The sequence below is a fragment of the Leeuwenhoekiella parthenopeia genome (assembly GCF_020782115.1).
Taxonomy (GTDB): domain Bacteria; phylum Bacteroidota; class Bacteroidia; order Flavobacteriales; family Flavobacteriaceae; genus Leeuwenhoekiella; species Leeuwenhoekiella parthenopeia.
This window is the reverse complement of the sequence record NZ_JAJGMW010000017.1, coordinates 1-22,151: the sequence shown is the minus strand read 5'-3', so window position 1 is coordinate 22,151 and position 22,151 is coordinate 1. Positions and strand designations below refer to the sequence as shown.

The window sequence follows — 22,151 nt, the reverse complement described above, 5'->3', positions numbered from 1 at the left end:
ACCAAATCTATGTTCAGACGTATTCAGCGTGGTCTCATTTTCACCGTTTTCGTACCTCTTTCGTTTTACAGCCAAAACACTTCAGCATTAAGAGACAGTATAAACCGCTCTAGTTATGCCGATTTTCTTCAAATGAAAAAGACTTTGGGGATTGATCAGGAAAACCGGCCCGGTCCTTCCGGTAACCCGAATGATCCCAACGCTGCTAATTTTGATGAAAATCAAGTGGGTGCGTATAGATTACCCTCTTTATTGACCACTCAATCAGGCAAAACAATCAATTCGGTAGCAGACTGGGAAAATCTAAAACGGCCCGAGTTAATAGCGGCTTTTGAAAGCGAAATGTACGGTGCCTTACCTGATGCTATTCCGGCAGTTTCCTGGATCGTCAAATCGGAAAAAGATACTGTGATTGGCGGTATTCCGATACTGGAACAACATCTGTTGGGAACTGTAGATAACAGCAGCTATCCTAAGCTTAGCCTGAGTATCGAAGCACTTTTGGGTATCCCTAAAACAATGGGAGATTCAGCGATTCCTGTTGTAATTCAGTTTGGATTTTTAAACGCTCCTTTTGGCAAGACAGAAGAACCCCGCAGTTATTTTAGCTCTCCTTATGAGCCGGGCTTTAAACAGCAACTGGCATATCAGGGCTGGGGTTATGCCATTTTAGACGTTTCTTCCATTCAGGCAGATCACGGTGCCGGCTTAAACACCGGAATCATTGGTCTGGTCAATCAGGGTAAATCCAGAAGTCCTGAGCAATGGGGTGCTTTGCGTGCGTGGGGCTGGGGTGCGAGCAAATTAATTGATTATTTCGAAACCCGAACAGATCTGGATACCAAACGGCTTGCAGTTGAAGGTACATCGCGATACGGGAAAGCCGCTTTGGTAGCGATGGCCTTTGACAGACGTATTTCACTGGGTTTTATTGGTTCGTCAGGAGCCGGTGGTGCGTCTTTATTACGCCGAAATTTTGGTGAGATGCTCGAAAACCTCGCTTCTCCTGCCGAATACCACTGGTTTGCCGGGAATTTTCTCAAGTATGCCAGTATCAAAACGCTAACTGATTTCCCGGTAGATGCACATCAGCTCATCGCGCTCTGTGCACCCAGACCTGTCTTTATAAGCGCGGGCTCTCCTAAAATAGAAGGACAGTGGGTAGATGCCAAAGGCATGTTTGAAGCAGCGGTTGAAGCTGCACCGGTTTATGAGTTGTACGGCCTAAAGGGGCCGGGAACTACCGATTTTCCGGTTATGGGAACTGCACTTACCTCCGGCGAACTGGCTTTTAGACAGCATGGCGGTGGCCATTCTACGGGGCCTAACTGGAGTACCTGGATTGCGTGGACACACCGGTATTGGGATTAACCTTTTTCAGTCTTATTCTTTAAGATGGGTCTCCTGGTACTTTTTAGGGGGAATTCCGTAGAGGTTTTTAAAGCTGGTGGAGAAGGTTGATAAATTGGAGAAACCTACCGCATAAGCTACTTCAGCCACACTTATAGATTTTGCAGCCAAAAGATCTGCCGCTTGTTTTAAACGAATGTTTTTCATCAGATCGCTAGCCGATTGATTGGTCAATTCTTTTAGTTTGCGATACAGGTGCACGCGGCTAATACCCACAGCATTGGCGATCATTTCCACATTCAGGTTGGGGTTATCTAAATTATCGTTGATATAACCCATTACCTTTTTCAACAGGATTTCATCAGAACTTTCCAGCTCTACCTGTTTAACCTTATCTTCCTGCAATTGACTGCCGTCGTAGTTATTCTTAAGCAGCTTGCGGTTTTGAATGAGATTCAGCGCTGTTTTTTGTAAAATGGCCACGTCAAAAGGCTTGGGGATATAGGCATCAGCCCCCAGATTCAAACTTTCCAGATTGCGCTCCTGTGTTGATTTAGCCGTAAGCAGTATCACCGGAATGTGGTTGATGTTGATGTTTTTCTTGATGCGTCTGCACAGTTCTAAACCGTCCATTTCGGGCATCATAATATCGCTGATCACGAGATCGGGAGCTTCTTTCAATACATAGGCCAGCGCTTCTTTTCCGTTAGCAGCCAATGCTACTTTAAAGCGGTCGCCCAGCTCTCTTTTGATGTATTTGCGTATTTCGAGGTCATCGTCAACAACCAGGATTTTAGTGCCGCTTTGCGTGACTTCTTTCTCCGGAAGTGCTTCAGACCTGGTGATTTCCTGTGGTGCAGGCTCATTCCCGGAATGCTTCAATTCACTTTCATACAACTGATGCGGAAGCAAATGTGCATCTCCAAGAGGAATGCGGGTTACAAACTTACAGCCTTTGCCATCTTCGTTATTTTCGGCATAAATGGTACCATGATGCAATTCGGCGATAGAGCGGGTAAGGTTAAGCCCTATACCTGTTCCTTCCAGATGATGCGGAGTTCCCTTAACCTGGTAGAACCGGTCAAAGACTAAATTTTCCATACCTTTCTTAATGCCGATACCATCATCAATAACACAAACTTCAAAGAAGCCCGGGTGATTTGCCTGCTCTTCGTTGGGTTTGGTTTCGAGCACTACCTGAATTTTTCCGCCTTTTTTGACAAACTTCAGGGAGTTTGCAACCAGGTTTTGAATGATCTTATCAAAATAATTGGGATCTACCCAGGCAAAAAGCGCATCCATTTCGTGTTTAAATTCAAACTCAATCGCTTTGGCTTCAATTTGATCCTCAAAAATGGCACAGATTTCTGCTATATAAGAAACCATTTCGACCTTCTCAAAACGAAGTTCGAGTTGACCGCTGTCAATTTTGCGCACATCAAGAAGCTGGTTTGCCAGATGGTAAATGCGATCTGTATTGCGCATCATCGTCTTGTATGATTTGCGGCGTATGGGATCTTCATCAGTGTGCAGCAACTTTTTAAGCGGATTGATGATCATCGTAAGCGGCGTGCGAATATCGTGCGAGATGTTAGTGAGAAATTGCAGTTTGGCCTCGTTGATTTGTCTTGATTTTTGATATTCCCTCAGTCGGTTTCTGCTTTCCTGACGTTGTTTTAACTGGTAGATTACAAAGGCAATGATGATTACAAACACAATAAAATACCCCAGTTTGGCGGCAGGCGATAGATACCAGAGCGGGTGTATGATGGCCGTAAAATTCTTGATTTCCGAAAACTGGTCGTAGTCTTTAGCCCGCAGTTTAAAATTATAGGTGCCGGCTTCCAGATTGTCAAAAGCCACGGTATTAACCCCCTGCGTAAGATTAATCCAGGGACCGTTATTTATCGCATAGGCATAGGAGATGCGTTTGGGATTCCGGTACTCCATCGAAGAAAATTCCAGACTGAATGAATTATCCCGATAGGCAAGATTGATGGTGTCTGCCTCGATAATGGCTTTATCTAAAATTTCATAGGAGCCCGATTTCATCCCTTTGCGAATGGGCGTATTTTGCAGATAGACATCTATAATGTAGATATCCGGTTTCTTGTCTGTTTCTAAAATGGTTTGTGGGTTGAAATAGGTGACCCCGTTAATTCCGCCAAAGATCAACTGATTTTCTTCATACAGATAAGAAGCATTTTTGCTGAACTCATTGCCCTGTAAACCATCGTTGAAGTAGTAATTGAGAAAGGTTTCCTTAGCCGGATTAAATTCTGAAATTCCCTGATTGGTACTTACCCACAGCATCCCGTTGCTGTCCTGTTCTATAGCGCAAATGGTGTTGTTTGGCAGGCCGTCTTCTATGGTGTAGTGGGCCAGTCCATTCAATTCCCCGTCTATTTTCTTCAAACCGTTTGCGGTACCAATCCAAAGATAAGCTTCGGCGTCTTTGAGAATGGTGTACACGATCTCACCGTCAAATCGGCGAATACCGGTTTCAAAAGACAGGAATTGCTCTGTTTTGAGATGAAACCTGCTGATACCGTCATACGAAGCTACATACAGGATATCCTGACTTTCACTAAGTAATAAATCATTTATCCATCTGTTGTTGAAAAATTTAGGTCCTAATGGCGCATCTGCTATTTGTACATTGCACGCTGTGATGGCATTGGTGTTGAGACTGAGTTTAAAAAGACCCGAACCCATAGAGCCCAGCCACAGATTTTGCCTGGAATCTTCCACGATACTGTAAATACTCTTTACGGGATTTCCGTATTCATCCATCAGATCGGTAACAAAATCAATGGTTTCAGAGTTTTTTTTGATTTTCGCCAGGCCATTTAAATAGGTGCCAATCCAAATGGTATTTTGGCTGTCTTCATAAATAGAGACTACCGTGTTGAGTTTGCTGCCGAGGTAGTTTTGGTCTTTATAATGTTTTAGTACTTCATTTTGGGGTGAAATACTATAAAGGCCGTCTCCATCGGTCCCCACCCATAAAATACCTCTTGAATCTTTAAAAACAGACATCACGCAATTAGAACCTATAATGTCCAGTTTGCTCGACTCGTAACCGATGTAATTAAAATTGTTTTCCTTTTTAGGAAGCAGAACTACGCCTTTTTGATAAAGACTCAGCCAGGTGTTTCCTTCGTTATCCTCAACGATATCGTGAACTTTTGATCTCGATGAGTCAAAACTGGATATGATGATAGGATAGGGTTCCAGCTTTTGTGTGGAAGGATCAAATTTATAAAGTCCGTCCCCGTCTGTTCCAACCAGCATTTCATCTTCTGAGTTGAGGTGCAGACTGTGAATGACCAGGTTTTGAGTATTGGGAATCGATTCAAAAACCTTCTTTTTTTCGTTGTATTTAAACAGGCCTTCGGTGTAAGTGCCTACGTAAATGCTACCGTTTTTACCTTCTGCCACGGTAGACACTGTGGCGCGCACCTTACCATTTTGTAACAGAGGGGTTACGGTATTATTTTGATCTACGAGAAAAACTCCTGTTTCCGGGGTAATAAACCAAAGCCTGTGCCGGCTGTCCTGATAAATATGATCAACAAAAGCAGTGGGTAAAAATCCCGGAAGATTTTCGGCCAGATAATCATCACCCTGTTTCTGTAGCCGGAATACCCCTCGGCCCGAGGTACCTATGAGAATTTCACCGTTCTTGCGCTGGGTCAGCGACGTGACGTGCGCATCGTAAGCATATTCTAAACCAATAGAAAGCGGAATTTGCTTAAACGCGTCTGTAGCATGGTCATAAATCTGTAGCCCGTTAAAAAGGCCGAAATACAGATTGTTATTTCGGTCTTCAAAAATGCTTTTTACGTAATTATTCAGGAGGGAAGTAGAATCGTTTGCATTCTTTTTATAGGTTACAAATTTAGCACCGTCGTATTTGTTAAGCCCGTCTTCGGTAGCAATCCAGATGTAGCCTTTATGATCCTGATAAATAGCATTGATTAAACTACTTGACAATTCTGAATCTGAAGAAAAAATCCTTCCGTTTTGGGCATAACTGCCCAGGACAAAAACGAGTTGAAAGAGTAGATAAATTCGTATTTTTTGATTCAAGAGAAACAGTTTATAATGGGTTGACGCGCTTTCCGGGCTGATGATTCATTTTGGCTGTCAGAACTTGATTAATATACAGATTTTCAGGTTACAAGATATCGAATTGCTTGCGATATACTGAATTTTTCAGGGCTTTAAAATGCGTTTCCACAAGTTAGTCTTTTAATCCCGCAATCGTTACAGGAGCCAGGTAGAAAGACTGATTATTCGTTTCTGACCGGATGATGATGTGCTGCAGTACAATTGCAGGATCTACCCCGTAAATTTTAAGCTGATGTGCACCTTTTTGAAGACGTACGGGAGCTACAACGCGGGTGGTGTTATTGGCTACGCTGCTGTTCCAGTTGTCGGGGGTGTCTTTATGCATATTGAGCGTCTGTACAGGCTCGTCGTCAATCTGATACTGAAATTTGAGTCCGCCCTGATTTTTAAAATCGAGGGTGGGAGAAAGGTTAAAGGTTATGGTTCCATCAATTGCCTCGTTTGCGTAAAGCTCGTAGGTAAGAGCGGTGTTTTCAGGTGTTATATCTTTTGAGAATTTAATCTCAGGTCGCAGGGCGATGTCCTGTCTGCCCAGATCGGGAATTTGCTCCCAGCCTGTGTTTGCTGTAAATGCTGTAGCCGGTATGCTGATCAAGCCGGCGTAGGACACAGTACCTTCAGCACCGGCAGGATAGGGATTGTAGCTTACCTGTAGGTCCGCCATTCCGTGATCTGACTGAATACTGATGACGCCATCCTGATCTGAAGCAGGTAATTTACCGGGAATTAAACTCAAAGTAAGTTGCTGTTCGGTTTTTACGGCTCCTTTTTTCTGATCAACTTTCAGCCATTTTGGTAATTTCTTGATTTTGTAGTCAACCTCTTCCTTTCCGGTATTGAACAGGGTGAGTTGCTGATGCTGATGCGACTGGTCAAAGGGCAACACATTTAAAACCTGATCTTTCGGGAAATAGGCTTCGGTTCCTGCAATGGAGATCCCCAAATGTCCTTCCTGCGGAATTTCAATCTGTTTGGTTTCAGGAATGACGTTTTGCCTGGGTTCCTGCCAGTACGTATAACCTATGTGAGTCTGATCCATAAAATGATTCCATTTTGAATCATTCAGACTGTGATAGGCCTGGGTGAGTTCTTTGTCTTTTTCAAAAAATTCGGCTACCTGTTCCGCATAGGCGTTTGCGGTATTTCGGCCCTGCTCAGCATATAAGTGGTTTTTTGCAGCCGCGATATACAGTCTGTTTAGGTTTGCCATCGCTTCAATGGGAAACAAAACCAATTGATAATAAGCCGATTGATACGACTCGTCAAGTTTTTCTTTGATTTTTTTTGCCTCCTGCTCCAGCGTATTATATTCCTGAAGTATGCGCTCCGCTTCATTAAAATGATTTAGGCTGAAAGTTTTCGGACTCAAAAGCTCGGGTTTGCGACGGCTTGCCAGCGTGCTGTAGGTCTGAATCAACCCGGCAATTTCAGAAGCGTAGGTGTCGCCAAATTGTCCCGCAGCCCATTGCTCAGGATATTTTTTTAAATCAGCAAGGTCGAAGCTTTCCGGATTCCAGGCATAGTCCAGAAAGAAGCTGATGGGATATTCCATCGGTTTAATGTCGCCCACGTTTACAATCCAGATTTTGCGGGCGTTATATTCGTAAGCCAGAGACATCTGCTCGTAAACACGGGAAATCTGATTGGTGTTGAGCCATTTGTAGTTGCGCGGTCCGCCCACGTAATCAAAATGATAGTAAATACCGTAACCACCGGTGCGCCCGGCATCTTCGGGATTGGGCAGTTTGCGGATATTTCCCCAGTTATCATCGGCCAAAAGCAGCGTAACATCATCAGGAACACGCATCCCCTGATCGTAATAATCCTGCACTTCTTTATAAAGCGCCCAGATTTGCGGCGTCTCGCTTGCCGGTTTTCCGGTAACGTCTTCAATAATTTGGCGTTGGTCTTTTACAATCCCTTCCAGCAGTTCGATAGCTGTTCCTTCGGTCATGGGTTCGTCGCCATCGCCACGCATTCCTACGGTTACAATACTTTCGTTATCGCCCATACGCTCAATGCCCGCTTTCCAGAAGTCCCGTAAAACTTCGGGATTGGTGGCATAATTCCAGTCGCCTTTCCCGTAACGATCCCATTCTACGTGAGCGCGCATCAGGGGTTCGTGGTGTGAAGTACCTATGACCACGCCGTATTTTTCGGCCTGTACGGCATTTTCAGGATCATCGTCGTAAAAGGCGCGTCCCCACATCGCCGGCCAGAGGTAATTGCCTTTCAATCTTAAAATCAGTTCAAAAACGTGCTCGTAAAACTCGTGGTTAAAACTGCCGTAATTTTCACCCACCCAGCCCGATAGGGCAGGGGCTTCATCATTGATGAAAATACCGCGGTAGTGCACTTTAGGTCCGGGGTTGGTGTAGTTTGCAGCATTTACATAAAGCTGCTCCGATTTCTTAACAGGTACGTCTGCCCACCAGTACCAGGGCGATACGCCTATGGCTTCCGAAAGGGTGTAAATACCGTAAATCGTACCGCGTTTATCGCTACCTGCGATAATTAGATCACCGTCTACCTGCTGAATGCTGAAGGCTTCCCACTGGTTTTTAATAGCGGAAACATCCAGCTTACCGGTTTGTGCCAGCGAGTCAATAAAGCTGCTCTTTCCAAGCGTACCGATAATCAGTTGCGGTTTGCCCGAAAGCCTGTTGAAAACTTCCGGTTTTTTGCCGGTGACCCGCTCCAGATCGAGCTGCAGGTTTTTAGCGGCGATATGCACGCCTTCATAATCTGCAGCATCGACAATCAGGTTTGCGGTGGTTTTAGAATCACTTAGCGTAAAGCCTTCGGTAACAGGTGTGGTTGATACCAGATTTTGCTGAGCAAGGAGTCCTTGAAAAGAGACCAGGGCAACAAGGACTACGAGTTTTTCGAGGTTCAGCCTGAATGATTTTAAAAACATAAGTTGAGTTTTTTGGGTTTTCTACACCCGATTTTAGAGTTTAATTTTTCTGCAATCCCAGCTCCAGACCGGAGAGTTCAGCCAGACCTTTCAATCTGCCTATAAACGAATAGCCTACATAATAGGGCTTGTGCTTCTCCAGGGCGTGTAAATACCCGTGGTCAGGACGCATTGGGATTCGTTTACCATTGGCGGTGTTGTAATCGATGATTTGGCGCATCACCTGCTTCATAGGTACGTCGCCGTCCAGATGGTCTGATTCGTAAAACGAACCGTCTTCAAATTTCTGTACGTTGCGCAGATGTAGAAAATGCACCCGCTCTTTATGGGTGTCAAAAATTTGAGGCAAATCATTTGCCGGGTTAGCCCCCAGCGAACCGGTGCAATAGCAAAGGCCGCAGGAGGTTGATTCGATCTGCGAAAAGATGTAGTTAAGGTCCTCTGCCGTGCTCACAATGCGTGGTAATCCCAATACCGAAAACGGCGGATCATCCGGGTGAATGGCCAGTTTGGCACCCACTGCATCTGCAGTAGGCGTTACGGCTTTTAAGAACAGTACCAAATGCTCGCGCAATTTGCTTTCATCAATATCCTTATATTCGGCGAGTTGATTCAGGAGATCTTCGGTAGTGAAATCTACGGTGCTGCCGGGTAAGCCCAGCATCACACTCTTTTTAAGCACGTCGCGCTCTTCTTCAGATAGCGAGTCGTATTTCTCTTTAGCTTCGGCGATCTGCGCTTCGGTATAATCGCTTTCGGCTCCGGGTCTTTTCAGCATAAACAGGTCAAAAGCCTTAAACTTTACGGGATCGTATTTTAAAATTTCGGCACCTACCGCATTTTTAAAGCGGTGATCGGTGCGCACCCAGTCCAGAATGGGCATAAAGTTATAGGTGATTGTGTAAATGCCCTGATCGGCCAGATTCTTCAGGCTTACTTTATAATTTTCAATAAGCTCTTCATAGTTGCCGGTGCGTTTTTTAATGTTTTCGTGCACAGGTAAACTTTCGACCACATCCCAGCTCATTCCGGCGGCTTCGATCTTATCTTTGGTTTTTTTGATTTCTTCGGGAGACCAAATATCCCCAACCGGAATGTGATGCAAAGCGGTTACAATACCGGTAATACCTGCCTGACGTAAGTCTTCAAGGCTTAATAAATCGCGCTCTCCATACCAGCGCATGGTTTTGATAATGGTTGTATTCATTTAAAATCCTATTGAGTTTCCACCGTCTACACAAAGCACGGTGCCAGTTGTAAATTTAGAAAGATCGGAAGCATAGTAATAAACGGTATCGCCTATGTCTGCCGGTTCTCCCAGCTTGCCCATCGGGGTACGGCCCAATACCTTGTTTTTGCGTTCCGGGTCGCTGTCAAGCGCTTTGCTCGACATATTGGTTTTGATAAAACCGGGTGCCACGCAATTCACACGTATGCCAAAGGGCGCCAGGTCAACCGCCATAGACCGCGTCATTCCCTCAATCGCCGATTTGCTGGCGGTGTAGGCAACGACCTTGGGAATCCCGTACTGGGCTGCCATCGAACTGATGTTGATGATGCTGCCCGAGTTTTGACTTTTCATCACTTTGGTCACTTCGCGGGTTACCACAAACACACTGGTCAGATTGGTGTGAATGATGCGTTGAAATTCGTCATCGGTAACCTCAAGAAAGTCTTTTTTCATATTGATGCCTGCATTGTTCACCAAAATGTCAATGCTGCCTGCTTCTTCAGCAATATGTGCGATGGCCTGCGGAATTTTATCGAGTTCCGCCAGATCCAGAATATACGTCCGGGCGTTGGGACCCAGTTCCTGCCGGGCCTGCTCCGTTTTTTCGGCGTTGCGGCCTATGATGTAGGTGATGATGTTTTCATCACAGAGTTTTTTTGCGGTTGCGAAACCTAAACCGGCATTGCCGCCGGTAACTAATGCTACAAGTTGTTTCATATTAATCCCATGAAGGTTTTATACCGGGCGCATACGGGTCCCGGATGGATTGGTAATAATCAAGAGTGTGTTTGGCTTCCGGAATAAATTCCGGCATTTCTTTGTTTGAAAACTGCTGAAAATACAGCAGGCACGAGTCGCGCCACCACTGGGCTTCCTCAAGCTGAATGCTCAACAGCATACGGGTTTTTTCATAAACCTGTTCGCCTACATAAGGCTTCATTTCCTGCCAGGTGTTGATCATGGCTTCAACTTCTTCCACGCCATCCTGGTATTTTCGTGCCAGGTTGTACCAAAGCGTTTCACCGTTATCGAGTTTATAATCCCAGGGCACATGGTGAAACCAAAGCAGGTATTGCTGTGGTGTTGTTTCTATATTTTCGTAGGCTTTTTCAATTTCAGGAGCGTATTGAGCAAGCGCATCGCTACCGGTGGAGGTGCGGTCAAAACCAATCCCAAGGCTGTCTGCCTTGTGATAGTACACCGAAGTCCAGTCTTCCCTGCCCAAATCTTTAACCCAGGGTCCCGGACCCTGATGATGCCCTTCGGCCATAATGTGATGCAGTCCCAGCGGGGTCATATAGTTTACGACCGCTTCGCGCGAATCGAGCAGGAGGGAGGTCATTGGCTTTACAAATTCGGGATTAGGCGTAAAGGTCTGTGCCAGCCATTCTTCGGCGATGGTTTTGGCGCTGAGTTCAGGATTCCAGGCCAGGCGGCCAAAGCCGTACCAGTTTGCCTGTGCAAAAGGATGCCCGGTCCAGTTACGCGCGTTACCGATGTTTGAGACACCCGCCATCCCGGTTAATTGGGTGTTTGTAAGGCTGCCATCAACCACTTTAGCTACCGTGCTTCCGGCTCCTTTAGCGTAGGTATCTGCCTGCAGGGTTTCTTCGAAAAGTTTGGGTAAAAATGCCAGATGAGACATTCCGCCCAGATATTCCTGAGTGATTTGAAATTCCATCATCAATGGAGTTTCGGGCATGGCGCCAAATAAAGGATGGAAAGGCTCACGCGGCTGAAAATCGATAGCCCCATTTTTTACCTGAACCAGTACATTATCTTTAAATTTTCCGTCGAAGGGAACAAACTCGCTATAGGCCTGCTTTGCCCGGTCTTCCGGCTTTTCATCGGAATACACAAAAGCACGCCACATTACAATTCCGTTATAGGGTGCCACGGCCTCAGCCAGCATATTGGCGCCGTCTACGTGAGACCTGCCGTAATTGTTAGGTCCCGGTTGTCCTTCCGAATTGGCTTTTACCAGAAACCCGCCAAAATCAGGAATCAGCGTATAAATTTCCTTTGCTTTTTCATTCCACCAGTTTTGAACTTCGGCATTAAGCGGGTCTGCAGTTTGGAGTCCGCCAATTTCTATTGGTGCCGAAAAGCGAGCGGTAAGGTACACCTGTATTCCATAAGGTCTGAAGGCGTCTGCAAGCGCTTTTACTTTCTGCAGGTAATCTTCCTGAAGGATGTAAGCGCTGGCGTTTACGTTGTTTAATACCGTACCGTTAATGCCGATTGACGCGTTGGCACGGGCATAATCTATATATTCTTCTTTAATGAGGTTAGGCAACAGATGCCAGTCCCAGATCGAGAAGCCGGCGTAACCGCGCTCTATGGTGCGGTCCAGATTATCCCAATGATTGAGCAATCGTTTTTTGATTTTTGGAGCATCGGTGATGTCCAGCTGCGACAGGTCTTTGTGCTGCTGCATTTCCCGCAGGTAGGCAAACGTCCCGTAAAGCAAACCTTTTTCAGAAGCAGCACTAATGACGATCACATCGCGTTTATCCAGGCGCGTAGCGCGTATTGCATACGCATCTTCCGGCAGGTCTTCGAGTGCTTTGAATTGGTTCTGAAGCTTTTCGGGAAGAGCCGATGTTTTAAGAATAAGCAGTCCCGGTGCGTCCCCATTTAATTCAGGGCTAAGATTCAGCATACCTTCAAAAGCGGTGTTGAGCTCTTCGTGTATGACTTTTGCAGTAGCACTGCCGGTGTCGAGTTTTAGGTTTTTATTGTAAGCGGTGTACTGCTCTGCACGTTGAGGCTGTTCTATTTTGGAGTACTGAAGCCATAATTTATAACCATCCTGAGCGGAAAGGCCCTGAACAAGGAGCAATACAAGAAGCGCAATTTTTTGTTTCATAGCGGGATCGACATTTTTTCTCAATCGATTGAAAAGTGGTTTAAAATGGAAATTTACTGAAAATTAAACAATCGATTGCGTTATCGTGTAAGTATTTCAAGTGCGATTCTGTTTTTATGGATTGTTTTTGCGGTTGCTCGAAGCTCTGATAATGAGATGGGTATCGAGCACGCTGCGTTCCTCAATTTTTGGTGTTCCTTCTTTTTTAAGCACATGTTGCAAAATGCGTCGGGTACAGAGTTCGCCCATTTCCTGCGCAGGATGCGAGACGGTAGAGAGCGCTGGTTCTACAATAGAAGCAATGGGATCGTCGTTAAAGCCGATTACGGCCACTTCTTCCGGAATTTTCACGCCCAGCTTTTTAAGCGTTAAGATCGCGCTAACAGCCGTGGTATCGTTAGAGCAAAAAATACCATCGGGTGGGTTGGCGGTTTGCATCAGTTGTTCGGTCGCGGCTTCCCCTTCTTCGGCGCTTAAAGACTTCATGGTAATGATTAACGAGTCGTCAACAGCAAGGCCATTTTTTATCAAAGCATCTACATAGCCTTTCTTTCGGCCTCTGTAAACATTGAGATGCTGAGCACCTGCAAAATGGGCAATGCGCGTGCAACCTTGCTCTATAAGGTGATTTGTGGCATTAAACGCGGCGGTATAATTATCAATAACCACGGTATAGCTTTCAAAATCTGCCGGCACGCGATCTACAAAAACCACAGGAACACCAATCTTTGCAAACTGGTCAAAATGCTTGACGTTTTCGGTTTCCATTCCCAGAGTGGCGATAATACCACAAACTCTGGAGTCAAACAGCGCTTTTACACTGGCCACCTCGTTTTTATACAGGTCATTAGACTGGCTGATGAGAATGTTGTAACCTTCTTTACTTGCGGCATTTTCAATCCCGCTGATGAGTGACGAACTGAAAGGCCGGTTGATGCGGGTGACCAAAACCCCTATGGTTTTGCTTTGATTGTTACGCAGACTCGCCGCCAGGATATTGGGGCGGTAGCCTTCTTCCTCGGCAGCTTTTTTAACTATTTCTATGGTTTTCTCGCTGATGCTGTGATGGTTTTTCAGCGCTCGTGAAATCGTACTTGGAGAGTAATTGAGTTTACGCGCCAGGTCGTAAATCGTAAAAGATTTCTTTTTTTTCATTTTTTAGGGTGGTTAGCAAAACAAATATAGCTTTTTAGAAAGTCATTGCTGAAAAAGCATAAGTTATGTACAGTACTCGATTTTCATGATTTTGCGGCTGGTTGAAGTTTTTTAATCGCTATTTTTTTGATTTACTGAAAACCTGAGTCTTAAATAAACCGGACAGTTTTAATATTGAAAAACCGAAAGAGGCCGGTCGTTATTGATTACGAGCAGATAATTTTCGGTCTTTGTGGTAAACGGATGAAGGTGGCGTGTATTTGCACCTGTGTAAAAATTTCGGTCTTTGTAGGGCTTGAAATTTCCTTTGGTATCATTCAGCAAAATATAGCCCACATTGGCATCGTAGCGCACGGTCTCTACTTCGGTTTCATAAATGCCTCCCGCACCAATAATATCGGTGTACCCATCTTTATTTACATCAGCAAAGGCAAACGACATAGTAGGTCCCAGTTGGGCGGTTGCCGGTAAGTATTTCAGATTAAAGTTTCCGTTTCCGGTATTTTCTAAATACACAGACCGAAACTCTGTGACTTCCTGCCTGTACGAATTGGAAAGCTGATCGCTTCCATAGATATCTTCCATAGACGAACTCGCAAATTCTTTAAAGCTTTTAATTTTTTCGCTTACAAATGAATTTTGAGCTGTCGAACATTCTTTGCCGCGCACGGGAACCAGATTACCCTGATAGGTTTTACTGAGCACCATATCGTAGGTTTTGTCGTTGTCAAAGTTGCTGCCAAAAATGAACAGTGGTTTCTCTGGTGTAGGTTGAAATTTATTATTTCCGCCCAAATTGCCTACAAAATAATCGAGATCACCGTCGCCGTCAAAATCCATTTCGGCAATGGTATTCCACCAGCCGGAAGTATTGGTTAGGTCGTCAATTTCTTTTCTTGAAAATTTTGAATCCTTAAGATCAAAAAACTGAATGGGCATCCACTCGCCAACTGCGATCAATTCGCCCCGGCCATCGCCGTCAAAATCGCTGATGAGCAAATCGTTTAGGATGCCTAAATTCTCAAATTGAGGTGCTATCTCGCGGGTCACGTCTGTAAAGCTTCCGTTTGTATTTTGCAAAACATAAGAGCGTGCGCTCAGGGGATATTTTCCGGGAACCACGTGACCGCCCACAATTAAATCCTGATCTCCGTCCGCGTCGTAATCGTAAGCCACGACTGCTTTAGTATTAGTCAACATTTGTGGCAATGCCCTGGATTTAGAGAAATTGCCACTTCCGTCATTGAGGTACAGTCGGTCCTGAAGCAGCGCCGCGTTTTCGTCCAACTCATAGGCTCCGCTGGCCACATAGAGGTCGAGATCGCCATCAGCATCAGCATCAAAAAATACCGCGCCTTGATCTTCGTATTTTTGGTCAGCTTCTAATGCCGGCTGTGCCAGTGCCTTAAACGTGCCCGATTGTTCCCGCAGATAAATGATGCCGGGTTGATCTTTAGCACCTCCTATAAACCAGTCTTCCAGACCATCATTATTGAGGTCAGCTGCAGCAAAGGACGGGCCTTTTTGCGATTGTTTTTGAGGCAAAAGCACCTGCCGGTCAAAGTCATTGTAGTAATTTTCGCGATGCGCATACTCAAGGGCAAAACTTTTGGGATTTATAGATTTCCAGTTTTCAGGGATTGGCTGTTGTAGTGATTTAGCAGCAGGATTAGAGTCTTTGTAATCGATTTGTAAAAACTGATTAGCGTCCAGATTTTCTGCTGTATAGATTTTACCATCACCCCATGCGACTTCAATTCTGGTGATGTATTCTTCGGAACCAAGACCAAAAATAAGCCTGGGCGATACCGAAGACTGAAAGCCTCTTGAAAGATACAATTGCTGCTGTTGCTGGGTGCTGTCTGTATAAATACTCACAGTTGCGCCCAAGGCCAGATTGTTTTTACCGGGGCCTTTAAGTTCTACCGAAAGGAAATTAGCAGTTGAATTGTTGCGATACACCGAGGCCCGGTCATCCATATTGTTGAGAACAAGGTCCAGATCGCCGTCATTATCGAGGTCGCCATAGGCGGCGCCGTTTGAATTTAGAGCCTCATCAAATCCCCAGGCGGTGATGGCATTTTCAAAATCAAGCAGGCCGGTGTTTTTGTAGGCGTAATTCTTGAGTTTATTGCTGGGTAATTGCTCTAAAATGGTTGCAATAGGCGCTTCGCCCACATTGAATTTACCCGAATTGTGAATGAGATTCCCAAAATCCTGATTGCCCAGTTCGCGCTTGATTCCGTTAGTGATAAAAATATCTTTATGACCGTCCTGATCAAAATCGGCTAAGAGCGGCGCCCAGCTCCAGTCGGTCTTGGCAACGCCGGCGTACTGCGCGATATCGCTAAAATAGCCATTGCCGTTGTTGAGGTTAAGCACATTAGACATGTAAGCGTAGTGATATCCGGATAGGGCGGTCTTCAGGAACCCGTTTGTGTCCATACTGGGCATATTCTGCTTGCCGCGCTGGTGATCTTCGGCAGACATATCAAGCACGAGTAAATCGGGTAGCAAATCGTTGTTGATATCTGCATAGTCAGAACCCATACTGCTATACGAGGTATGCTTAACCCGCGTGTTGATGTGATTGCTAAACGTGCCGTCCCGGTTGTTGAGGTACAATTTATCGGGCGTGATAAAATCGTTTGCCACAAAAATATCTTGCCAGCCGTCGTTATTGAAATCTCCTATTGATGCACTGAGGCTGTATTCTTTATTTACAATGCCACTGTCAAGCGTAACATCGGTAAAAAAGGAGCCCTCATTGCGGTACAAATGATCTGAAGTCTGTGGGAAAAAGTCTTTATCGGCCAAAAGCGCATCAAGATCTATGGAATTGAAAAAGTCGTCCCGGTGATTGATGAGGAACAAATCGAGATCTCCATCGTTATCGTAATCCAAAAAATAGGATTGTACCGAAAAGCCGTCATCGTCAATGCCCCATCGGGCTGCTTCTTCTTTAAAGGTCCCGTTTTGCTGATTAACAAACAGGAGGTTTTTGCGCAATGCAGGTTCATTTCGCGAAGCCGATTTGCATACATACAAATCGAGCCAGCCGTCGTTATTGATATCGATCATCGAAACGCCGGTGGTCCAACCCTGCGCGTCTGCGACTCCGGCCCGGTCTGTGATGTCTTCAAACTTAAGGTCTCCTTTATTAAGGTAGAGTTTGTTTGCTGTTTGATTTGCGGTGAAATACAGATCATCCAGGCCGTCGTTGTTGATGTCGCCAATGGCAACACCGCCGCCGTTATAGATATAAGGATAGTTGAAGGGATGAAAATCTTCAGTCTCCTTTACAAAATTGGTAAAGCCTATACCGGTCTGCTCTGCGGGTATTTTGGTGAATAAGGTATCGTACGCTACATCACTCTTTTTGGAAGTGGTATGCTCACAGGAGCTGGCAATGAGCAACTGCAAAATAATCAACAGGGTAGGGGACTTACAATTCATAGCTTTTGCGGAACCAGAGATACTAATAGTCGAATATACTATAATATCCCCTGAAGACAAAAAAGCTTATGATTTTGAGAGGGTTCAGAAATGTAGGAGTAGGTTTTATTGAATTTTGCATACACTGCTACGAATCGCGATTCGTGAGCTCCAAAACCAATAGGCGATAGCGAACTAAATCGACTTTGGGAGATTCACGAGCTCCCGTGAAATAGAAATCACGCGAGTAAAGAAGACTAATTACAACTTCAATTCCTATTCCCTTTCTTTTTTGCATCGCCCAAAAAAGAAACAACCCGTCTAGTCAGCCGCGCAAAAAAAATCAAGGCTTACAAAAGGTTCTCTAAATCTTTTGTTCGCAGCGTTGCATGCGCTTAACTCAGCCGGTGCTCCGGCCTTAAACAGAACCGCCACTGTTCGCGCGCGATTGTATCGCGTGCCTCGCTAATTTTAGAAACTCGCTTGAATAAATCAGCAAGGAAAATCTATACGTGCAGCTCAAACAGTCTAAAATTTTCACTCAGGCCTACGCGGCAAGCTGGCTCATTCGCTAGAATAGTCCACAGGACTATTCTTTAACGCTCTGCCCCATTTCAAATTTTACGATAAATCGTTGTAGGTCGTAACTTTTGCTAATTAGCTTTTTAACAGTTGTATTAATTATCCTGACGAGCAACTCCCTTGTGATACGATCGAAATGACATTTCTAATAAGCAAGGCTGCTCAACAGGCTTAGACTGTAAATCGAAGAGCGCTTCAGGTAACATCCATCCCCAGCCCTTCCTTCAAAGGAAGGGAGTGTTTTCGCTAAACCTAAAGCCTCCCTTAGAAGGGAGGTTTGGAGGGACGTTTTTATGCTTTTTAATTAGAGTACAACTCATCCTTCGCGCGCGATTGTATCGTGTGCACGTCATGTTTCTAATTCTATCTTTCGCACTCACTTCCCATAAGGTAAACGAATAGCTCTTCCTAGGTTCAGAATTCGCATTTAAACCTTGATTGAATTATTCCTCTTTACAGAAATATACTATAGCAGGCTTCCTTTTGGTCAGTATAGCGGCTGTGCCCCGTTAAAAATTTTTGAAGCCTTGGAGAAAATTTAGGGGCACTGCTGCGGTTTTCGCCCTCAAGGCGAAAAATACCTATCCAAAAGGTGTCTTTTCTTTTGTTACTTTTCTTTGGACAAGCAAAGAAAAGTAAGGAATAATCATTGATAAACTAATTCCTCAAACCGACGAAAGGAGGTTCACGAGTTGCCGTGAAATAATAATCATGTGGGCAAAGAAGAGTAATAACAACTTCATTTCATATTCTCTTTCTTTTTTGCATCGCCCAAAAAAGAAACAAAAAACGCTAGGCTTACAGGAGGTTCTCTAAATTTATTGTTCGCTTCACTGCATGCGCTTAACTCGGCCGCTCTGGCGGCCTCAAACAGAACCGCCTGCGACGTTGCGCTCACGTCAAATTTCACGAGAACCTCCTGATAGGCCGCTACTTTGTACTCATTAGCTTTTTTTGTGTTCTATTAATCCTCCTGACGATCAACTTCCGCATGCTACGATCGAAATGACATTCCTGATAATCAAGGCTGCCCGACAGGTTTATATTATATCGAAGAGCGCTTCAGGTAACATCCATCCCCGGCCCTTCCTTCAAAGGAAGGGAGTGTTTTCGCTAAACCTAAAGCCTCCCTTTGAAGGGAGGTTTGGAGGGATGTTTTTCTGTTTTCTTTTTAGGATGTTTCCTGCTAAGTGGATTTTTTGATACATCGCTCTCAACGTAGGTTTTGACCGCCACGCACTTCTCGACTGCGCTTAGTGTGGCAGGCTCCAAATGACATTCTTGATAATCAAAGCTGCCCGAGAGGCTTATATTATAAATCGAAGTGAGTTTCAGGTAACATCCATCTCCGGCCCTTCCTTCAAAGGAAGGGAGTGTTTTCGCTAAACTTAAAGCCTCCCTTAGAAGGGAGGTTTGGAGGGATGTTTTTCTGTTTTCTTTTTAGGATGTTTCCTGCTAAGTGGATTTTTTGATACATCGCTCTCAACGTAGGTTTTGACCGCCACGCACTTCTCGACTGCGCTTAGTGTGGCAGGCTCCAAATGACATTCTTGATAATCAAAGCTGCCCGACAGGCTTATATTATAAACTGAAAAGCGTTTCAGGTAACATCCATCCCCAGCCCTTCCTTCAAAGGAAGGGAGTCTGTTCTTACTAAACTTAAAGCCTCCCTTTGAAGGGAGGTTTGGAGGGATGTTTTTTTATGCTTTCCAGTTAAGGAGCAACTCGCATACCCTCGATGCAGCATCACAATTCACCCCCATTTACCTCTTCAATCAATTGTGAAATCCCATCTAGAAGCTCCAGTTCTTCAACAGGAATAAGTTGTAACGCATGCAGCAGCACCTGGAGGACGTTGTATTGCGCGTCTGGTATTTCCTGCTCAGATACCCCCTCGTTTTTTTCTAAGGCCAGGGCCGAAACCTTAATCAGGTTGGTTACTAAAAACATCAGATCGCTATAACTGCCTACCCGGTAGGTGCCTTCATAATAGCGCCCGGTTCTTCCGGTTTTGGGCTTCAGGTGCACCAGCTTTTGAGCTTTAAGTTCATTCAGCCGTGCCCGTATCTGTTTCTTTTTCATAAGGGATTGTTTGAGAAGGTGTATGGTGTAGTTTGTTCAAATCGCGGAGTTTCTCCTCAGCCAATTGACGGGCCGCTTTTATAAACCGGTAGGTAAACTGTTCCACTTTACAGACATCAGCGTCGGTAGCGTCCGTTCCCGTTTTCTCATGCAGGTTATAGGTTGCGTGGCACAGCAGCGCATAAACCCGGTGGGATCTGAAGGAGCGTTTGGGATAGATCATTTGCGGCAGGTCGCAAAACTGTTCGCACAGGTGCAACACATAGGGGAGGGCAAAGCAGGAAGGCTGGTATTCCCAAAACACGTAAATCAGGCCCAGACATGCCTGCTGTACCGCCTGTTGCAGCAACAGGCATTTCCCGTAATTACTTTGAGGGTCTTCACAGTCTACCGCCTTTGTTTCAAAGTACCGGGCGCGTTGCAAACGGGCGTTCCAGTGGGTAGCGATACGGGCATACACCTGCGGATGCTGCAGGTAGCCTGCGGGTAGCTCCAGCCGCTGGTCTTCCCGGTAAAGCAGTTGGGATTCCCGGAGTACCCGGTTTAAAAAATTGCTGCCCCAGTTGATGCGGCTGTTGGCCTCCCGTAGCGTAAAATGTATCGAAAAGACCTCATAGCGGCCCTGCGTCTTATTAAATATGCTGTGCTGTATATGCTTGGGGTCGCCCACCTGATCGTGACTGATCACCAGCAGGGTGAGTACCTCCCGGGTATCGGGTTTTATCGGGGTACTTAAGCCACCCGTATACGCATTGGTGAGGCTTGTGGTAATCTGCCGCATCAAATAGACCGTATGTACCCGGCTTAGGGAGCAGAGGAGGGGGATGAGGCCGTGCAGGCCAAAATCTGTAGTGGGTGCTGTGTTCATAATCCTGTTTTTAACGAATTGCCTAAAATCCCTTTTCAATAGAAGCGTAGGGCACCTACTAAAGAGAAAAAGCCTTACTTTTGAATAGCTTTCGGCAATACAGGTTTCTGTTATACGTTAAAAGTATCACGCTCCCCCTGCGTAATCCACCCGTACACCTGGTAACCTACCCATTAAGGCTGGTATTTTACCCGTACCGCTGCCCGATAGGCTATAAAAGAAATCCTTATTTTTGAGACTATGACCACAACCAAACCCAACCACATCGGTAGAAAGATCGCCCGCATTCGCGAACTGCGCGGGATGAAACAGGAAGCCCTGGCGCACGAACTTGGCATCAGCCAGCAAAGTGTATCGCATATGGAGCAAAGCGAAAGCCTCGAAGACAGTAAGCTGGAAGAAGTGGCTAAAGTATTGGGCGTAACCAAAGAAGGGATTGAGAATTTCTCTGATGAGGCAATGATAAATTACTTCAATACGTTCAATGATACCGTTTCAAGCAGCAATTTTGGACATCAAAATACGTGTACTTTCAATCCTTTGGATAAACTTGTTGAAGCTTACGAAGAGAACAAAAAACTCTACGAACGTTTGGTACAGGCCGAAAAGGATAAAGTGAGCTATTTGGAGGAGTTGCTTAAGAAGAACTAGACTGCGTTTTTCATAATAATTAGATTGAACCCCAGGCTTTAGAGATTGGGGTTTTTTTATGCCTAATTTTTTGAACTTCCGATAAAGTTATGGGGTTTTACGAAAATCTGTAAACTCCTTTAAATACAAATGGCTACTTTTAAAAACAGAACTATAAGGTGCTGATATCCTGTAAATTTTGAAAGGATGTGTATAGATTTAGTGAGAATGTTACAAGTTAACTGCAACTGCGTAAAAACATAAAATAAGGAATGAATATAGTAAATTTCTCAATAACAAATTTTAGGAGCATTACTTCGGCTTATAAAATCCCAATTTCTGAAATAACCGTACTTATAGGTAAAAATAATGAAGGGAAGTCAAACCTTCTTAAAGCATTAAATATTGCAATGTATGTTTTACGTCATCATGCTCTTAAAAGAACCATTAGATACGGAGGTTATTCAAGAAGAAATGACGACCTATATTTTAATTGGGAAAGAGATTTTCCTATTTCACTGCAATCAAGAACAAAAAACACACAATCTATTTTTAGACTTGAATTTGAATTATCAAGTGAAGAGATTGCGGAATTTAAAACAGAAATAAAGAGTAATTTAAACGGCACATTACCAATCGAAATTAAAATCGGGAAAGATCATGAACCATCAATAAAGGTAATAAAGCGTGGAAAAGGAACTAAAACCTTAAACTCAAAATCAAAAATAATAGCTGAATATATAGCCAAACGAATCATTTTTAACTATATACTGAGCATCCCCCAAAAATTAGGACAGTAATTTAAGTTCCAAAATAACTTTAAATTTACTGTTTTATGACACGAAGAAAATTCACACCCAAGTTCAAGACCAAAGTGGTTTTAGAAGCTCTCAAAGAG

12 protein-coding genes are annotated in these 22,151 nt (G+C 44.7%); 3 read left to right on the top strand and 9 right to left on the bottom strand.

The features are described 5' to 3' along the window. The first annotated feature begins 9 nt into the window (after positions 1–9). The gene (locus tag LLW17_RS12895) at positions 10–1,371 is read left to right on the top strand and encodes a glucuronyl esterase domain-containing protein (protein WP_228230701.1); all 1,362 of its coding nucleotides are present in this window, start codon (positions 10–12) and stop codon (positions 1,369–1,371) included. A gap of 12 nt (positions 1,372–1,383) precedes the next feature. On the opposite strand, the gene LLW17_RS12890 is transcribed toward LLW17_RS12895, so the two are convergent. From LLW17_RS12890 to LLW17_RS12850, 9 genes are all read right to left on the bottom strand, one after another. After that, complete coding sequence (locus LLW17_RS12890; RefSeq protein ID WP_228230700.1) at positions 1,384–5,442, bottom strand: hybrid sensor histidine kinase/response regulator transcription factor; 4,059 nt, start codon at positions 5,440–5,442, stop codon at positions 1,384–1,386. A gap of 154 nt (positions 5,443–5,596) precedes the next feature. Next, positions 5,597–8,401, bottom strand: coding sequence for a glycosyl hydrolase 115 family protein (locus LLW17_RS12885; RefSeq protein WP_228230699.1), 2,805 nt, complete (start codon positions 8,399–8,401; stop codon positions 5,597–5,599). Between the two features lie 40 nt (positions 8,402–8,441). Beyond that, positions 8,442–9,608, bottom strand: coding sequence for a mannonate dehydratase (uxuA, locus tag LLW17_RS12880; protein ID WP_228230698.1), 1,167 nt, complete (start codon positions 9,606–9,608; stop codon positions 8,442–8,444). Then, positions 9,609–10,349, bottom strand: a complete 741-nt coding sequence (locus LLW17_RS12875) for an SDR family NAD(P)-dependent oxidoreductase (RefSeq protein WP_228230697.1) — start codon at positions 10,347–10,349, stop codon at positions 9,609–9,611. Between the two features lies 1 nt (position 10,350). Further along, complete coding sequence (locus LLW17_RS12870; protein ID WP_228230696.1) at positions 10,351–12,501, bottom strand: alpha-glucuronidase family glycosyl hydrolase; 2,151 nt, start codon at positions 12,499–12,501, stop codon at positions 10,351–10,353. A gap of 114 nt (positions 12,502–12,615) precedes the next feature. Continuing rightward, positions 12,616–13,656, bottom strand: coding sequence for a LacI family DNA-binding transcriptional regulator (locus LLW17_RS12865; protein ID WP_228230695.1), 1,041 nt, complete (start codon positions 13,654–13,656; stop codon positions 12,616–12,618). Positions 13,657–13,824: 168 nt separating this feature from the next. Next, positions 13,825–17,112, bottom strand: a complete 3,288-nt coding sequence (locus LLW17_RS12860; protein ID WP_228230694.1) for a VCBS repeat-containing protein — start codon at positions 17,110–17,112, stop codon at positions 13,825–13,827. Positions 17,113–19,419: 2,307 nt separating this feature from the next. Beyond that, complete coding sequence (locus tag LLW17_RS12855) at positions 19,420–19,755, bottom strand: hypothetical protein (protein ID WP_228230693.1); 336 nt, start codon at positions 19,753–19,755, stop codon at positions 19,420–19,422. Beyond that, positions 19,721–20,623 carry a hypothetical protein gene (locus LLW17_RS12850; RefSeq protein ID WP_228230692.1) on the bottom strand — a complete coding sequence of 301 codons (903 nt, stop codon included), beginning with the start codon at positions 20,621–20,623 and terminating at the stop codon, positions 19,721–19,723. Before LLW17_RS12850 ends, LLW17_RS12855 begins: the two co-directional genes overlap by 35 nt. A 240-nt stretch (positions 20,624–20,863) precedes the next feature. On the opposite strand from LLW17_RS12850, the gene LLW17_RS12845 reads away from it, so the two are divergent. Continuing rightward, a complete protein-coding gene (locus LLW17_RS12845; RefSeq protein WP_228230691.1) occupies positions 20,864–21,274 on the top strand; it encodes a helix-turn-helix domain-containing protein in 411 nt (136 codons plus the stop codon). 251 nt (positions 21,275–21,525) lie between these two features. After that, positions 21,526–22,053 carry an AAA family ATPase gene (locus LLW17_RS12840; protein WP_228230690.1) on the top strand — a complete coding sequence of 176 codons (528 nt, stop codon included), beginning with the start codon at positions 21,526–21,528 and terminating at the stop codon, positions 22,051–22,053. The last annotated feature ends 98 nt before the right edge of the window (positions 22,054–22,151 follow it).

Bases quoted from the DNA above. Each gene is read 5' to 3' on its own strand.
- LLW17_RS12855 (WP_228230693.1), bottom strand. From the start codon at position 19,755: ATGAAAAAGAAACAGATACGGGCACGGCTGAATGAACTTAAAGCTCAA.
- LLW17_RS12875 (WP_228230697.1), bottom strand. From the start codon at position 10,349: ATGAAACAACTTGTAGCATTAGTTACCGGCGGCAATGCCGGTTTAGGT.
- uxuA (WP_228230698.1), bottom strand. From the start codon at position 9,608: ATGAATACAACCATTATCAAAACCATGCGCTGGTATGGAGAGCGCGAT.
- LLW17_RS12840 (WP_228230690.1), top strand. From the start codon at position 21,526: ATGAATATAGTAAATTTCTCAATAACAAATTTTAGGAGCATTACTTCG.
- LLW17_RS12845 (WP_228230691.1), top strand. From the start codon at position 20,864: ATGACCACAACCAAACCCAACCACATCGGTAGAAAGATCGCCCGCATT.
- LLW17_RS12870 (WP_228230696.1), bottom strand. From the start codon at position 12,501: ATGAAACAAAAAATTGCGCTTCTTGTATTGCTCCTTGTTCAGGGCCTT.
- LLW17_RS12895 (WP_228230701.1), top strand. From the start codon at position 10: ATGTTCAGACGTATTCAGCGTGGTCTCATTTTCACCGTTTTCGTACCT.
- LLW17_RS12850 (WP_228230692.1), bottom strand. From the start codon at position 20,623: ATGAACACAGCACCCACTACAGATTTTGGCCTGCACGGCCTCATCCCC.
- LLW17_RS12860 (WP_228230694.1), bottom strand. From the start codon at position 17,112: ATGAATTGTAAGTCCCCTACCCTGTTGATTATTTTGCAGTTGCTCATT.
- LLW17_RS12885 (WP_228230699.1), bottom strand. From the start codon at position 8,401: ATGTTTTTAAAATCATTCAGGCTGAACCTCGAAAAACTCGTAGTCCTT.
- LLW17_RS12865 (WP_228230695.1), bottom strand. From the start codon at position 13,656: ATGAAAAAAAAGAAATCTTTTACGATTTACGACCTGGCGCGTAAACTC.